General features: G+C 67.4%; 12 protein-coding genes. 8 read left to right on the forward strand and 4 right to left on the reverse strand.

Annotated features, from left to right (window positions below; all coding sequences use genetic code 11):
- Positions 1 to 82 precede the first annotated feature (82 nt).
- The gene (gene parE / locus ACN0RJ_RS03830; RefSeq protein WP_417719317.1) at positions 83 to 2,041 is read left to right on the forward strand and encodes a DNA topoisomerase IV subunit B; all 1,959 of its coding nucleotides are present in this window, start codon (positions 83 to 85) and stop codon (positions 2,039 to 2,041) included.
- Positions 2,042 to 3,070: 1,029 nt separating this feature from the next.
- Here parE and ACN0RJ_RS03835 read toward each other — a convergent pair.
- On the reverse strand, positions 3,071 to 3,241 hold the full coding sequence (locus ACN0RJ_RS03835) for a hypothetical protein (protein WP_417723455.1): 171 nt from the start codon (positions 3,239 to 3,241) through the stop codon (positions 3,071 to 3,073).
- A gap of 262 nt (positions 3,242 to 3,503) precedes the next feature.
- On the opposite strand from ACN0RJ_RS03835, the gene ACN0RJ_RS03840 reads away from it, so the two are divergent.
- Entirely contained in the window at positions 3,504 to 4,202 is a 699-nt protein-coding gene (locus ACN0RJ_RS03840) for a DUF1194 domain-containing protein (protein WP_417723456.1), read from the forward strand.
- A gap of 39 nt (positions 4,203 to 4,241) precedes the next feature.
- Positions 4,242 to 4,925, forward strand: a complete 684-nt coding sequence (locus tag ACN0RJ_RS03845; RefSeq protein WP_417723457.1) for a hypothetical protein — start codon at positions 4,242 to 4,244, stop codon at positions 4,923 to 4,925.
- 55 nt (positions 4,926 to 4,980) lie between these two features.
- Here ACN0RJ_RS03845 and ACN0RJ_RS03850 read toward each other — a convergent pair whose 3' ends face one another.
- Both ACN0RJ_RS03850 and ACN0RJ_RS03855 read right to left on the reverse strand, forming a co-directional pair.
- Positions 4,981 to 5,178, reverse strand: coding sequence for a CsbD family protein (locus ACN0RJ_RS03850; protein ID WP_417719322.1), 198 nt, complete (start codon positions 5,176 to 5,178; stop codon positions 4,981 to 4,983).
- A 102-nt stretch (positions 5,179 to 5,280) separates the two neighbouring features.
- Entirely contained in the window at positions 5,281 to 6,789 is a 1,509-nt protein-coding gene (locus ACN0RJ_RS03855) for a bromoperoxidase (protein ID WP_417723458.1), read from the reverse strand.
- A 272-nt stretch (positions 6,790 to 7,061) separates the two neighbouring features.
- On the opposite strand from ACN0RJ_RS03855, the gene ACN0RJ_RS03860 reads away from it, so the two are divergent.
- Positions 7,062 to 9,119, forward strand: coding sequence for a hypothetical protein (locus ACN0RJ_RS03860; protein ID WP_417723459.1), 2,058 nt, complete (start codon positions 7,062 to 7,064; stop codon positions 9,117 to 9,119).
- Between the two features lie 109 nt (positions 9,120 to 9,228).
- Here the strand turns inward: ACN0RJ_RS03860 and ACN0RJ_RS03865 are convergent, their stop codons facing one another.
- Positions 9,229 to 10,350 (reverse strand): phosphatase PAP2 family protein, encoded by a 1,122-nt coding sequence (locus tag ACN0RJ_RS03865; RefSeq protein ID WP_417719325.1) that lies wholly within the window; start codon positions 10,348 to 10,350, stop codon positions 9,229 to 9,231.
- A 173-nt stretch (positions 10,351 to 10,523) separates the two neighbouring features.
- Here ACN0RJ_RS03865 and ACN0RJ_RS03870 point away from each other — a divergent pair, with 173 nt between their 5' ends.
- The 4 genes from ACN0RJ_RS03870 to ACN0RJ_RS03885 all read left to right on the forward strand — a co-directional run bounded on the left by ACN0RJ_RS03870 (position 10,524) and on the right by ACN0RJ_RS03885 (position 14,377).
- Positions 10,524 to 12,125, forward strand: coding sequence for an AfsR/SARP family transcriptional regulator (locus ACN0RJ_RS03870; RefSeq protein ID WP_417719326.1), 1,602 nt, complete (start codon positions 10,524 to 10,526; stop codon positions 12,123 to 12,125).
- Between the two features lie 215 nt (positions 12,126 to 12,340).
- On the forward strand, positions 12,341 to 13,390 hold the full coding sequence (locus ACN0RJ_RS03875; RefSeq protein WP_417719327.1) for a hypothetical protein: 1,050 nt from the start codon (positions 12,341 to 12,343) through the stop codon (positions 13,388 to 13,390).
- A gap of 130 nt (positions 13,391 to 13,520) precedes the next feature.
- Positions 13,521 to 13,808, forward strand: a complete 288-nt coding sequence (locus ACN0RJ_RS03880) for an I78 family peptidase inhibitor (protein ID WP_417723460.1) — start codon at positions 13,521 to 13,523, stop codon at positions 13,806 to 13,808.
- Positions 13,809 to 14,086: 278 nt separating this feature from the next.
- The gene (locus ACN0RJ_RS03885; RefSeq protein ID WP_417719329.1) at positions 14,087 to 14,377 is read left to right on the forward strand and encodes a hypothetical protein; all 291 of its coding nucleotides are present in this window, start codon (positions 14,087 to 14,089) and stop codon (positions 14,375 to 14,377) included.
- Positions 14,378 to 14,494: the final 117 nt, after the last annotated feature.

Consider the following 14,494-nt stretch of genomic DNA (forward strand, 5'->3'; position numbering starts at 1 on the left):
CATGGCGACTTCGGGCTTCCCCCCGCCGGGAGGCTCTGCCATACTCGGGCGCGATCAACGAAATCAAAAAAGAGCAGCGCACATGGCCGACGACCTTCTCGCCGCAACCGAATCCTTTACCTATGACGCCTCCTCTATCGAGGTGCTCGAAGGGCTGGAGCCGGTCCGCAAGCGCCCCGGCATGTACATCGGCGGCACGGACGAGCGGGCGCTGCATCATCTCGTGGCCGAGGTGCTCGACAACTCCATGGACGAGGCCGTCGCCGGCCACGCCAACCGGATCGAGGTCGAGCTGCACGAGGATCACGCCATCACGATCCGCGACAACGGCCGCGGCATCCCCATCGACCCTCACCCGAAATTCCCCGGCAAGTCCGCGCTCGAGGTCATCCTCTGCACGCTGCACGCGGGCGGGAAGTTTTCCGGCGATGCCTACGAGACCTCCGGCGGTCTGCACGGCGTCGGCGCCTCAGTGGTGAACGCGCTCTCGGACAGCATGGTGGTGCAGGTCGCCCGCAACAAGGAACTCTACGAGCAGCGGTTTTCCCGGGGCATTCCGCTCGGCCCGGTGGCCAAGGTCGGCGCCGCCCCGAACCGGCGCGGCACCACCACCACCTTCCATGCCGACGAGGAGATCTTTCACCATCACCGCTTCAAGCCCGCGCGGCTGTTCAAGATGGTGCGCTCCAAGGCCTACCTGTTCTCGGGCGTCGAGATCCGCTGGAAATCCGCCATCGACGACAAGGAAACCCCGACCGAGGCGACCTTTCACTTCCCCGGCGGCCTGGCCGACTACCTGACCGAAACGCTCGGCGGATCAAGCACCTATGCCGACCGCCCCTTCGCGGGCACGGTGGATTTCCGCGAGAAATTCAACGCGCCGGGCAAGGTGGAATGGGCGATCAACTGGACCCCGATGCGCGACGGCTTCATCCAGTCCTACTGCAACACCGTCCCCACTCCCGAAGGCGGCACCCACGAGCAGGGGTTCTGGGCCGCGATCCTCAAGGGCCTGCGCGCCTATGGCGAGCTGATCTCGAACCGCAAGGCCGCGCAGATCACCCGCGACGACCTGCTGACCGGGGGCTGCGCGCTGGTGTCGTGCTTCATCCGCGAACCGGAATTCGTCGGCCAGACCAAGGACCGCCTCGCCACGACCGAAGCCGCGCGGCTGGTCGAAGGCGCGGTGCGCGACCACTTCGACAACTGGCTGGCCTCGGACACCAAGTCCGCCGGCGCGATCCTCGACTTCCTCGTGCTGCGCGCCGAAGAGCGGCTGAAGCGGCGCCAGGAAAAGGAGACCGCGCGCAAATCGGCCACGAAGAAGCTGCGCCTGCCCGGCAAGCTGACCGACTGTACCGCCAAGAACCGCGAGGGCACGGAGCTGTTCATCGTCGAGGGCGACTCGGCCGGCGGTTCCGCCAAGGGCGCCCGCTTCCGCGAGACCCAGGCGCTTCTGCCGCTCAAGGGCAAGATCCTGAACGTGCTCGGCGCGGCCTCGTCCAAACTCGGGTCCAACGCCGAGATCAGCGACCTCTGCGAGGCGCTCGGCGTGGGCATGGGGACGAAGTTCAAGGTCGACGATCTGCGCTATGACAAGATCATCATCATGACCGATGCCGACGTGGACGGCGCGCATATCGCCTCGCTGCTGATGACCTTCTTCTTCACCCAGATGCGGCCGCTGATCGACAAGGGGCATTTGTACCTCGCCTGCCCGCCGCTCTACCGGCTGACACAGGGCGCCCGGCGCATCTACGTCGCGGACGATGCGGAAAAGGAGGTCTGGCTGGCCAAGGGCCTCGGCGGCAAGGGCAAGATCGACGTCCAGCGCTTCAAGGGCCTGGGCGAGATGGACGCAAAGGACCTCAAGGAAACCACGATGGACCCGGCCACGCGCAAGCTGATCCGCGTGACCATCGACGAGGACGAACCCGGCGAAACCGGCGATCTGGTGGAACGGCTGATGGGCAAAAAGCCGGAACTGCGGTTCCAGTATATTCAAGAGAACGCGCGGTTTGTGGAGGAGTTGGATGTTTAAGAGTAGTCGAAATGCTTTTCTGGCAGACGATCTCTACGTTGCGGTAGGTCATACAGCACACGGCAATCCTCCTTCCTCGGAAACCTTACTTCGATAAAATCTCCCAATACGCACTTATAGTCCGTTTCCGCATGAAATTCAACGGAACCGCGAGAAGGCCCCCAATTGTCTTCGCCAAATTGGCTCAACAACAGGATATGCAGCGCACAGTACGCTTCACAAGCAGTAGAAAACGTCGCATGTTTCTGCGATTGAAGCGCATTGTGTTTCGCAGAACCATACGCCTTGTACCAGTCCGGTGTTAAATTATCGCCATTGGGGTCAGGCTCACGCTCCCAAGCCCCAAATGGAGTGAAGTTACCCGATGCACCTGACCAGCCGTGTATCCGTGCATGATATCTAGAGAGGGTGTGACTTCGTTCAACTCTCGAGAAGTTCTTGACCATTTTACATCTACTATTGGATACACCATTTCTAGATAATATGGATTTAAAACACGACTCGATCTCCACGCAAACCTGCACAAGAAACAAAGTAATTCGCGTTGAGTGGCAGAGCCTATTGGCGTCCGATGGAGCTACATACTGAAGTATTCTCGCGAAATCTTTATCCAACACAGATATCGTTGAAAATCGGAGATCTTGAAGCTGTCGAAGTTCAGACTCCCCCAGATAGATGGGGATATCAATTTCTTTTCATACCACCCATAGGTTGCCAAAAGTGGGGCGACTTCTGTAATGCTAGTTTGCTCGGTCATATCCATGCTTCTAAAATTAGCTACTAAGCAAATTATACAACAGAGAAATAACGTAGGGTAGCCGCGCGATCGCCGGTCCGCGGGATGGCGATGCAACGGTCGAACGACGCGTTTTATGCCGGCCACGTCCGGACGACCTCGGACCATCAGACCAGCCTCACCAAATCGCCAGCCCGGGGGGCGGGTCATGCCGGAGGCATGCCTGCGGCATGACGATCGCGCGGCGGCGCTGCGCGCCTTGATTCCGCGCGGGGGCGCTCCGGATCGGACGGTCACGCCTCCAGCAGCGTGTAGGTGAAGCGGCCCTTGCGGCCGAACCTCCCCAACTCGCACAGGGCGATGGACAGAGCGCAATCCTCGCACGGCGCGACTACCTTGGCGCTGGCGGGCCGGGGATACTTGCCCGCGAGGTCCAGCGCCTCCTCCGGGATCGCGGCTATCATGCGATCTGCGCGACCTCGCGCCCCGGGAACCGGTCGGTCGAAGGGTGCGGCAGCACCGCTCCGCCCCGGCAATGGCGCGGCGGTCCGACGGGCGCCGCGACCGTCCCCGGATCACCGACCCGCCGTCATCCGCCAAGGCGCCGGTGCCTGCCGATCGGGCACGGGACGGCCCGATCCCCCACTTGTGAACATCTCTCCGCTTCGCAAAGCCGTCATCGGTCGCTAGCCTTCGGGTCAGCCCCCCAGGACGGAGACCTGCCGCATGCGACCGATCTGCCTCGCCCTCTGCCTTTCCGCCTCCCCCGCCGCCGCGCAGGATACCGATCTGGAGCTGGTGCTTCTGGCCGACGCCTCGGGGTCGATCACGCAGGAAGAACTGCTGTTCCAGCGCGAAGGCTATGCCCGCGCGATCACCGACCCCGATGTGCTCTCGGCCATCTCGCGCACCGCCTACGGTGAAATCGCGGTGACCTACGTCGAATGGGCGGCCAACCAGGCGCAGGTCGTGGACTGGACGCGGATCGCCGGGCCCGACGAGGCGCAGGGCTTTGCCGATGCACTACTCTCCATGCCCCGGCAGGCCTACGGGCGCAACGCCATCGGCGCGGCCCTGCTCGAGGCGCTGCGGCTGATGGAGGTCAACGAGATCGACGGTTGGCGCCGTGTGATCGACTTTTCCGGCGACAGCGCGGGTAATTTCTCCGGACCGGGGATCGAGGAGGCGCGCGATCACGTGGTTGCGCAGGGGGTCACGATCAATGCCCTGCCGATCCTGCGCCCCGACGATCCGGGGCGCGCGCAGGGCGGGCTTGAGCGGATCTACGAGGATCGCATCATCGGCGGTCAGGGCGCCTTTGTCGTCACCGCGCGGGATCGCGGCAGTTTTTCCGAGGCGGTCAAGCGCAAGCTGATCCTCGAAATCTCCGGCGAGATGCCGGAGCGGTTCGCGCGGGCGGATTGAGCCTTGATCCCGCCCGGAATCCGGGCTGGTAATGGCGCCATGCGATGGTTGACCCTTTTCCTGTGCCTCGGCCTTCTTGCCTGCGGCCGTCCCCTCACCCCGAACGAAACGGCCTTTCTCGGCGCCATTCAGGGCGAGATGACGGATACGGGCCGGGTGCGGTTCCACGACGGGCTGGCGGCGGGATCGGTGACCTACCGGCGACCGATCCGCCCGCGCGTCACCTGCATGGAACGGATCTGGCCGGAATCGAAGGGCGAGACGGTCACCGTGTCGCCGGGGGCCATGACGCTCTTCAACCGGGTGTTCTATCGCAAGGATCTCTACCTCGACGATTACATGGCGGGATATCCGGAGCGCGTCGATCTCTACGGCGCGATGCTGCTGGCGCACGAGATGACCCATGTCTGGCAGTGGCAGAACCGGAGGCTGACCGGCTACAACCCGCTGAAGGCAGCCTCCGAGCATGGCGCCTCTCCCGACCCCTACCTCTTCGACCCGGACACCCGGACCCGCTTTCTGGAACATGGCTACGAACAGCAGGGCGCCATCGTCGAGGAATTCGTCTGCTGCCAGGTCCTCGACCCCCGCGCGCCGCGGACCGCGCGCCTGCGCGCCATGATTTCCGAAGTCATGCCGGTCGCGGACCTGGAACGGACTCTGGCAAGGACCGAAGTGCATGTCCCCTGGGCAGGGGTAGAGCCCGAGGCAATCTGCCGCTAGGACAGGAAAAGGGGCCGCACTGGCGGCCCCTTCCATGGTCTCGGGATGCGGCGGGTTACAGGCCGTTCACCCAGGAATCGACCTGGCGTTCAGCGTCTTCGCGGGCGATGCCGTATTTCTCCTGCACCACGCCGACGAATTGCTCGCGCTTGCCTTCGGCCTGATCGATTTCGTCATCGGTCAGCTTGCCCCACTGCTCGCGCGCCTTGCCTTTGAATTGCTTCCAGTTGCCTTCGATCTGATCCCAGTTCATGGCGGATACCTCCTTGATTTCCGTTGTGCAGACAAACGGACAGAGCCCGCCGGAGGTTCCGCGCCATGACGGGGCCGCGCCGTTTTCCGCCGCAGGCCCCGCTCAGACCACGGCGAGGTGCGCAGCGGTGCGCGACTGTTCGAGAGGCCAGGGCGCGAGGCGACCGTCGATGCGCAGGGAGGCGTGGCCCGCCCCGAGCGCACCCGGATGCGCCGACACCGTGACCGCCCGGCCGTCGAAATCGGTGAAGCCGAGCGACAGGTTGGTCCGGGCCGCTTCGAAATGCAGGCGGATCGTCTGGATCGCCAGCGCCTCGCCCAGGCGCAGATCCTGATGGTTTTCGGCCTGGAACCAGCCGCCGGAGACGGAGCGCGACAGCGCGATGTCGGCGGCAAGCCGGTCGGCCTCTGCGCCGATGTCGATGCCGCCGCCGGGCACCCCGACCATGCGCAGACGCGCGTGGCGGCGGGTGTCGAACAGCGCCTTGAGCAGGGTCGCCATGGCCCCGGCGATCACGCCCTGCGCGGCGCAATCGGCCCGGTGCGGCATGACATCGTCGCCCGGCATGACCGGCAGAAGCAGCGATTCCCCGCTACAGGCGGGCGGTTTGGCGGCGGCGTTGCGGCGCGCCACCCAGGTCATCAGGTTCGGCGCGTGGCGGGTCAGTTCGTCGAGCGCCGCAAGGATGGTGTCGTTGCCGCCGCCCGCGGGATCGTCGAGCCCCGCCATGGCGGCGAAGCGGGCCGCGAAGACCGCCGGGCGGCTGAGACGTCCGGCGCGCGAATGGCGGCGCATCGCGGCATCGAAGGCGCGTTCGGCGGTTTCGGCCATGCTCGACAGGACGGTCTGGCCGTTGACGCCGGGGGGGCCGCCCGCCGGGCCGTTCAGCCCCGGATCAAAGGCCGACCCTCGCGCCAGCAGCATCAGCGCCGCGCTGTAGAAGGTGCGGCAGGGGTGGCTGGCCCGCATGTCCTCGGCCAGGCCGCGCGGCGTGCGCCAGGACAGCACCGAAACATCGTCCGCACCGGGTCGGCCGAGGCCCGCGCCGGCGCTGCGCTCGACATAGCGCACCCAGCTCGACAGCGGTGCGTCGGTCGCCGGGCGCGGGCAGCTTTCCGGCGCCTCGCCGGTCAGGCAGTCCGAGGCATGAAAGGCCGAGAAGCGCAGATCGCTCGCGCCACCCGAAACCACCCCCCGGAACAGCGTCCTCAGGGTCAGCTGACCATCGCCGTTGAGCCGAAGCTCGCGGCGGTGGTCAGCCTCGCCATCGGCAGCCCGGGAGCCGTGGGCCGCCAGGACGACGGGGCCTCTCGCGGAAAAGGTCCCGCCGTCGAACCAGGACAGGCTGCGCAGCTCGCACAGCAGCTCGTGCAGGGTGAAGCGCGTGGTGGCATCCACACGCACCACGTGATGGGGGTCGGCCATGGCCGCGAACGGCACGTCCCGGAGCAGGGACAGCGCATAGAGCTCGGCCATTTCGGCGGCCAACTCCGAGGCCGACATGACCGGCGGTTCGGGAAGGCTCAGCGGGACGGGAGCGGGGGCGCCCGGCACGCGTCCGCCGTCGATCACCTGGAACCTGCGTTCTCGGGTCGTGGTCCGGATGGTCATGCGAAATCCCCTGTCTGTACGGCGCCCTTGTCGCGGCGCCTCATTGACGAAACGTAAACGTAAATTGCCAAGTCAGCGTGAACGCAGCGTGAGAGCAGCGCGAAAGGGGCGTGAATTTCGCGGGAATTTCGCAGGAATTTCCCAAGGATTTCCGCAGTCCCGCGCCGATCAGAGCGTGAATAAAGCGCAATCCCCCGGTCCCGGCTTGACCTGCCGCCGCGCGGGCAGTCTGCTCGGATCATCCTGAACCCCGTCGCATCGAGGAGCCCCGCATGCCCCTGACCTGGACCGCCCCCGCCCCGCTGGAGTTTCGCGACGCCTATCTCGACTTTTCCTGGCTCGTGCGGCAGCGGCGCCAGCCGCCGGTGGGCAGCGATCTGCACGAACCCGCCTTCGTGCGGCTCAAGGGGGCGGACCCGGCCAAGGCGCGGCGCGCCCTGCGCGACCTCGTGCGCGACGCCACCTCGCCCCTGCTGATGGAGCCGCATGAATTCGGCGTGCTCGACGCGCGTTGCGGCGCCACCGACCCCGACGCCGGTCTGCCCGACGAATATGCGCTCTACCGCCGGCTCGGGACGGCGGATGCCGACCACGCCGCGCTGTTCGACGTGCTCGACACCGGCAGCCCGGTCTCCCTCCAGCCCGACACGGCGCCCGCCGCGCCCGCCATCCCCGCCGCGCCGCGCCGGCGCCCGACGAGTCGCCCCATCGTCGCGGCGATCGACGACGGTATCGGCTTTCTCAACGGGCGGTTCCGCGCCTCCGCCGGGGCGACCCGGTTCCACGCGGTCTGGTTGCAGGCGCTGGAACAGGGCGGCCCGCAGAAGTCGGCGCATCTCGGGCAGGTGCTGACGGCGGCCGAGATCGACGCGGCGATCGCCCGCGCGGGCATGGACGAGACCGCCGAATATTGCGCCGTGAATGCAGGGCTGATCCACGCCGATGCGCACCGCTCCAGCGAACACGGCGCGAGTCACGGCACCCACATGCTCGACCTCGCCGCCGGGGCCGATCCGGCAGAGCCCGGCGATCCCGCGCTCGACTGGCCGCTGCTGGCGGTGCAATTGCCGCCGCAGGCCATCGCCGACACCTCGGGCACCCGCTTCGAAAGCTACATGGTGCAGGCGATGCGCTGGATCCTGCGCCGCGCGCAGGAGATCGACCCCGCCGCCCCGGTGATCGTCAACATCTCGATGGGGATGCACGCCGGCCCCAAGGACGGCACCCGCTTTGCCGAATACCAGATCGCCCGCGAGGCGGCGCTCTGGGAACAGGTCAAGAAACAGCCGGTGCGCGTGGTCTGGGCCTTCGGCAACGATCACGACAGCCGCCTCATGGCCGAGCTGTCCTATGAAAAGGCACAGGCGCGCAAGGCGACCGACCAGTCGATCGAATGGCGCATCCAGCCCGGCGACCAGACCGAGAGCTACCTCGAACTGCGCACCCCGTCCAAGGACATGCCCGTCTCGGCGCTGCAGATCGAACTGGAAACGCCCGACGGGCTGGCCTCCGGCTTTGCCGCCCTGGCGGAGGGCGAGGCGCGCAGCCTCGATGTCGACGGCGCCGCCGTCGCGCGCCTCTATCACCTGCCCGCCCGAACCCTCGACACCGGGATCGAGCAGCGGGCCCACATGGTCATCGCCGTGGCGCCGACCGAATCCTGTCACGGCGAGCCGCTCGCCCCCGCCGGAGCCTGGACCCTCCGGCTGCGCTACAAGGGCGCCCCGGCCCTGCGCGCGACGCTTCAGATCCAGCGCGACGTGAACCTCGTCGGCTACCGGGGCGAGGCACGGCAGTCCTATTTCGACAGCCCCGAGGCCTATGGCTGGGATGATCGTCAGCAAGATCACACCGCGCTGGAAAGCGACAGCCCGATCCGTCACGAAGGCAGCCTCTCGGCGCTCGCGACGGTCCGGGCCCGGCAGATCTTCACCGCCGGCGCCGCCGTGGAGGATGCCGAAAACGCGCTGAAACGGCCCGCCCGCTACGCGGCCCGCGGTGCCGACTGGACCGTAAGCGGCCCGACCGCATCCACCGTGGCGGATCGCAGCGGCAACCGGCCGGGGCAGCTTGGCTGCGGCACGCTGTCCGGCACCTCCCGCGCGATCAACGGCACCAGTGCCGGAGCGGCGCTGATGACCCGCGCGCTTGCGCTTTCGGCAGACAGGATCGTCGCCAATGCCGCGGCTGGCGGCGGCACGCAGCTCGACGATTTCGACTGGACCGTGCTGGACCGCTGGATGGTGCCGCAGGCCGACACCGGCCGGCTCGGTCCCTATGTCATCCGCCCGCGGGACGAAACCGGACCCGCGTCGGGCCCCGCCGCCTGACTGCGCGGGGGGCCTGCCGCAAAAAGGAGAAGCCGGGATTGCGACATCCCGGCCCCCACACACGCGAACCCGCAAACTGCGGCTCCACACCCCTTATTTCGTCCGAGGATCAGCCCTCGGTCTTGGCGGCCTTCCACATCTCCGCCAGCCAGGCCGGAACGATCGCGGGATCTATCGGGATCGTCGCCTCGGTGATGTTGGTGCCGGCCTTCAGTTCGGTGCCGAACAGGCCGACGTTGAAATCGCCCTCGTAGAGATCGCCGCGGTAGACGCGGCTCGGCGTCTTGTCCCTGCCGTCCAGAAGGTTGACCAGCGCTTCGGCCATGGTCAGGCCCAGTGTGTGGCCCGCCATGCTGTCGGTCGGGTAATGCACCCCGGCCACCGTCCGGTTGGTCGCGATCCGCGCCGCATGGCGGTAGAACAGGTTGCCGCCGCGCAACGCTCCGACCGGATCGAAGGGTTCGTCGCAGAACAGCCGGTAGAGAATCGTCGCCGCCGCCGCGCTTTCAGTGGCGTGACCGCTGGGCCAGGCGCCGTGGCCCGGCGTCTGGATGATCGGCTGCACCTCGTAGGCCAGCGTGATCGGGCGCGGCACGTCGAAGGCCATCTTCAGCGGCATTTCCATCATCGTGCAGAGCCGCAGCATCGCGCCGCAGATCCAGTGCGACCACTTCGTCGCCTCGGGATGCATGTAGCCCAGCATCCCGAAGACGGACAGGATGTCCGACGTCTCGACCTGGATCTCGGCGAGCCGGTCCATCCGCAGATCGGCCGCGGTGCGCAGATGCTTGAGCTGGTGATCCTTGAGCAGCTGATCCGAGGGCTTGTGCAGTTCGACCAGCGTCTGGCCGCAGAAGGTCAGCCGCGCGGTGGTGTTTGCGCCGGTGCTCGCCGGAATCTCGACACCGAAGAAGCTGCCCAGCGCCTGATCCAGTACCGCCCGGCGCGGAAAGGAGTCGAGCCGCTGGAACGCCTTCCAGCTCGATTGCCCCGTTGTGACCGGCTCCCGCGAGGGGCCGCCGCTCCAGTAGCCGACGGTGCCGTCGCGCGCCCCGGCAAGGGCGATGCTGAGGTAGGGAGAGGCCGGGCCGCCGGCGTGGGACTGACCACCCTGTCCGCCCTGTCCGCCTTGCCCCCCCTGGCCTCCCTGGCCGCCCTGACCACCTTGTCCGCCCTGGCCGCCCTGCCCTCCCTGGCCGCCTTGTCCGCCCTGGCCTCCGAAAATGGTCATGATCTACCCCCCGCCTTTTGAAATTCCTTTCCCCGAGTAATCAAAAAAGCGGCAGGGCTCGTCAAAGACAAATCACTTGTAAGAAAACATTTTTACGATCAATTCACGACCGTTGCCGCTACGTCGCGCCGATGCTACCTTGGCGCGCAACCTGTGGGATAGGTGGTAGGCAAATGGCGAAGGATGCAAGTCTGCTCTCGATCGAGCTGGCCGGGCCGTTGCGCGTCACCGGACCGGGAGGAGATTGCCTCACGCCCCTCGGTGCCAAGAACCAGGCCGTTCTCGCGCTGCTGGTGCTCAGCCCCGGCATGACCCGCCCGCGCCGCTGGCTCGAAGACAAGCTGTGGTCGACCTTCGGCCCCGAACAGGCCAGCGCCAACCTGCGGCAATCCCTGTCCAAGCTGCGCCGCACCCTCGGCGCCTTCGACAGCGTGCTCTCTGCCGACCGCAACACCGTGTCCCTCGATGCCGCGCGCATCCATGCCGACGTGCTCGAGAACGATTTCCGCATCGACGACGCGCACGAGCTGCTGGAAGGCATCGACGTGCGCGATCCCGAATTCGAGGACTGGCTGCGCGCCGAACGCTCGCGCTTTGCCGCGCGGCTCGAAGCGGCGATGCCCTCGATCCCCACCGGCCTGCTGATCCAGTGCCGCACCGATGCGCACGGCGGCGGCATGAACGAGGTCCTCGGCGAGATCATCGCCAACCGCATCGGCGAGAACATCGCCGAACAGGTCCGCGCCTGGCGCCAGTCCGGCCGTCACGTCGATGCGGGCACCAACGACCATGGCGACCTGGAAATCTCCTGCGACCTGCTCGAAACGGACGGCAGCCTCAACGCCTTCGTGAAGGTGGTGCACGCCCCCTCGGCGCGCATCCTCTATTCCAAGCTTCAGAACGTGCCCTCGGCCGAGGCGGTGATGGGATCGCACCCCGGCCTGTCCGCGGTGATCTTCGAGGCCGCCGACCGCACCCTCGGCCGCCTGCCGCTGGCCATCGCCAACGCCCGCCCCGAGGCGCGCGCCACGGCGCTGGCCCGCCTCGCGCTCTACCGGATGTTCACCTTCCAGCCCGACGCCCTGCGCGAGGCCGACAGCCTGCTGCGACAGGCCTACGAGGTCGACCGCAACGGCATCTACACCGCCTGGCGCGCGCTGATCCGCAACATCCAGCTCATCGAACTGCTGGAACCGGATGTCGCGGCACTGCGCGAGGAATCCGTCACGCTCAACCAGCACGCGCTGGAACAGGGGGCCGACAATGCGCTGGTGCAGGCGCTGGTCAGCCAGGTGCGGGTCATGGCGCTGGGGGATGCGGCGGGGGGCGTCGACCTTGCCGAACAATCGGTCGAGCGCAACCCGGCCGGCGGCTTCGGCTGGCTCTCGCTCGCCGTGGCGCGGATGCTGGCGGGCGAGCCGCGCAAGGCCTTCGAAGTCTCCCAGCATGCGCGCTCCATCGCGCGCTTCTCGCCCTTCCGGCACTGGTGGGATCTCTACCACTGCATCGTCAGCGTCGCCTGCAACCAGCCGCACCTCGCCATCGAGGCGGGCGAGGCCGCGGCCCGCGCGGCCCCCGCCTTCCGACCCGCCCACCGCCACCTCCTCGCGCTCTACGCGCTCGACGGACAGCACGACAAGGCGCTGGCCGTGGCCGGGAAACTGGCCAAGATCGAGCCGGGCTTCACCCTCGACCGCTTCGTCAACGACGAGGCCTACCCGGTGCGCACCCTGCGCAGCAACGGCCTTCTGGAACCGATCCGCGCGCTGCTCTGACCGGATTCCGCCCATGCGCGCAAAGCCGCCCCCGGGGGCGTATCCCGGGTGTGGACCCGACGCGCGCCTTGCACTAAGAAGCGGCACCGGGCCCGGAGACGGCGAGCCCCGACCCGGGTGCAGGATCGGCGCCGCCCGCCCCCTGCACGGTTCGAAACCGGTTCGCGGCCCCGCCACGCCGCGCACCACCAGTCAGAGTTGCGTATCCGAACAGAATGCCGAGAACGATCTTCCTGCATGTCGGCATGCCGAAATGCGCCACCACGACCGTCCAGTATTTCCTCGACCAGAACAGCGCGTGGCTGCAGGACGCGGGCATTTCCTATGTGAAGCACCCGGAGGACCGCACCACCGGGCAGGGCAATGCCGCCGAGCTCGCCTCGCTCTTCATCCATCGCCATTGCGACGAGGCGCTGGCGATGCTGGATCACTTCCTGACCGCCGAGGGCAGCGTCGTGCTCAGCAGCGAGATCCTGTTCGGCGCGGCCCGCGGCGATGCCTTTCTGCCCTTCGTGGACAGGGTGACGGCCCGCGGCTTCGATCTGCGGGTGATATGCTATTTCCGGCGGCAGGATCTCTGGCTGGAATCCGACTTCAAGCAGCACATCAAGGGCAGCGCCGACTGGGTCGACCCGATCGGCGCGCTCCTGCGCCGCCGGATGAAGACCCACACGCTCAACTACCACTGGATGATGCAGAACTGGGAGCGCGTGGCAGGCAGCGGCAGCGTCACCGTGGTGCCGCTGAACCGCGGTCAGGCGCCGGACTATCCGATCACGCGGTTCCTCGATTTTCTCGGCCTGCCCGACCGGGGCGGGCTGCAGATGGATGTGCCGTCGCAGAACGTCAGCCCGGCGACCGGCCTCATGGAGGCCGCGCGCCACGTCAAGCGCGAGGCGATCCGCATGGGGCTGCCCGAAATTCAGGTGGTGTCGGCAGTCGACCAGTTCCTCGACCTCGCACCCCGGGTGATCGACACGCCGCCGCGCCGCTTCCTGCTGCCCTACGAGACCCGCGCCCGCCTGCTGCACAAATACGCCGAATCCAACGCGAAGCTGGCCGCCGACCATCTCGGCGGCGCCACGCCCTTCGACCCGCTGGAACCGGATGACGGCACTCCCTTCGGCAACCCGCAGGAAGAGGCGACCGACGTGCTCGCCGCCTATACCCTGCGGTCGGGCCCGTTCCTGGGCACCGCCCGGAACGAGGACATGCGCAACAAGGTGCGCTTCGGTCTCGGCAAGCTGTTTCCGACCCGGAAGTAATCCGCCCCGCCCCGCATCCGGCGGCAAGGAATCGCTGAGACGGCCCCGCGCGGCGCGCACCTGTTGCAGCCGCGCCCGCGCCGTGACGCTATGCAGTCAGCTTGTCCCGTCATCACGCCAGGGGGTCTTCATGCGACTTACAGTGCTTCCCGTCATCCTCTTCCCGCTGCTGGCCTGCCAGCCCGAGGCCCCGGCCGATGCAGCCGAAACCGACACCCGCCCGCCCGAGGCGACGGCCTGCAAGCCCGACAGCTACGCGGCCTTCCTCGGCCGGCCGGGGAGCGAGGTCTCGCTGCCCGAGGGCACCCTCTACCGCGTCATCGGGCCCGGCGACATGATCACCATGGATCAGCGCGCCGAGCGGGTGAACTTCGAAACCGACGCGGAGGGGATCGTGCGGCGCATCCGCTGCGGCTGACCCGAACCCGGCGCCGTCAAGGCCGGTTGCGGGGCCCCCGCCCCCGCTGACCCCCCCTCCCCCATCAACGGCGACCGGACATGCCCGGACGCTGCGCCGATCCCTGCGCGCAGGGCGCCCGGATCCGCCGGGATCAATGGCGATGCGCGCAAGGCCGCGCCGCCGGCCCGATCGGAAATGCGGCGCGACCTTGGAACCGAACCCGCTCACACCGGGTTGACGCAGCAATGACGCCACCGTGAAACGGTTGGCAACACGATACGAGAAAGGACAAATTCATGAGAACCGGACCCACCATCGCCCTCGTTGCCGTTGCCGCCGCTGCCGTGGCCTTCGGCGTCTACATGGTCGACCTCGACGTCACCGACAACGGCGCCCTGCCCGACGTGGACGTGTCGGTCGAAAGCGGCGAACTGCCCGAAGTCGATGCCGATGTGGGCAGCATCTCCGCCGGCACCACCTCCGAGACCGTGACGGTGCCCGATGTGGATGTCGACGTCGACACCAAGGAAGCCGAAGTGAAGGTTCCGACGATCAGCATCAACCCGCCCAACGACGACAACGGCTGACACCCCGTTCCCTCGGGTGAGACGGCACGAAAGCCCCCGACCGCACCCGCGGCGGGGGCCTTTTCATGTCACGGGCTCTCGGACCGGCCACGGCGCCCGGACCGGTGTTGCGCCCCG

The sequence above is a fragment of the Salipiger sp. genome (assembly GCF_048261495.1).
Taxonomy (GTDB): Bacteria; Pseudomonadota; Alphaproteobacteria; order Rhodobacterales; family Rhodobacteraceae; genus Salipiger.

Excerpts from the sequence above, each read along its gene's own strand:
- parE (WP_417719317.1), top strand. The coding sequence starts at position 83 with ATGGCCGACGACCTTCTCGCCGCAACCGAATCCTTTACCTATGACGCC.
- ACN0RJ_RS03835 (WP_417723455.1), bottom strand. The coding sequence starts at position 3,241 with ATGATAGCCGCGATCCCGGAGGAGGCGCTGGACCTCGCGGGCAAGTAT.
- ACN0RJ_RS03840 (WP_417723456.1), top strand. The coding sequence starts at position 3,504 with ATGCGACCGATCTGCCTCGCCCTCTGCCTTTCCGCCTCCCCCGCCGCC.
- ACN0RJ_RS03845 (WP_417723457.1), top strand. The coding sequence starts at position 4,242 with ATGCGATGGTTGACCCTTTTCCTGTGCCTCGGCCTTCTTGCCTGCGGC.
- ACN0RJ_RS03850 (WP_417719322.1), bottom strand. The coding sequence starts at position 5,178 with ATGAACTGGGATCAGATCGAAGGCAACTGGAAGCAATTCAAAGGCAAG.
- ACN0RJ_RS03855 (WP_417723458.1), bottom strand. The coding sequence starts at position 6,789 with ATGACCATCCGGACCACGACCCGAGAACGCAGGTTCCAGGTGATCGAC.
- ACN0RJ_RS03860 (WP_417723459.1), top strand. The coding sequence starts at position 7,062 with ATGCCCCTGACCTGGACCGCCCCCGCCCCGCTGGAGTTTCGCGACGCC.
- ACN0RJ_RS03865 (WP_417719325.1), bottom strand. The coding sequence starts at position 10,350 with ATGACCATTTTCGGAGGCCAGGGCGGACAAGGCGGCCAGGGAGGGCAG.
- ACN0RJ_RS03870 (WP_417719326.1), top strand. The coding sequence starts at position 10,524 with ATGGCGAAGGATGCAAGTCTGCTCTCGATCGAGCTGGCCGGGCCGTTG.
- ACN0RJ_RS03875 (WP_417719327.1), top strand. The coding sequence starts at position 12,341 with ATGCCGAGAACGATCTTCCTGCATGTCGGCATGCCGAAATGCGCCACC.
- ACN0RJ_RS03880 (WP_417723460.1), top strand. The coding sequence starts at position 13,521 with ATGCGACTTACAGTGCTTCCCGTCATCCTCTTCCCGCTGCTGGCCTGC.
- ACN0RJ_RS03885 (WP_417719329.1), top strand. The coding sequence starts at position 14,087 with ATGAGAACCGGACCCACCATCGCCCTCGTTGCCGTTGCCGCCGCTGCC.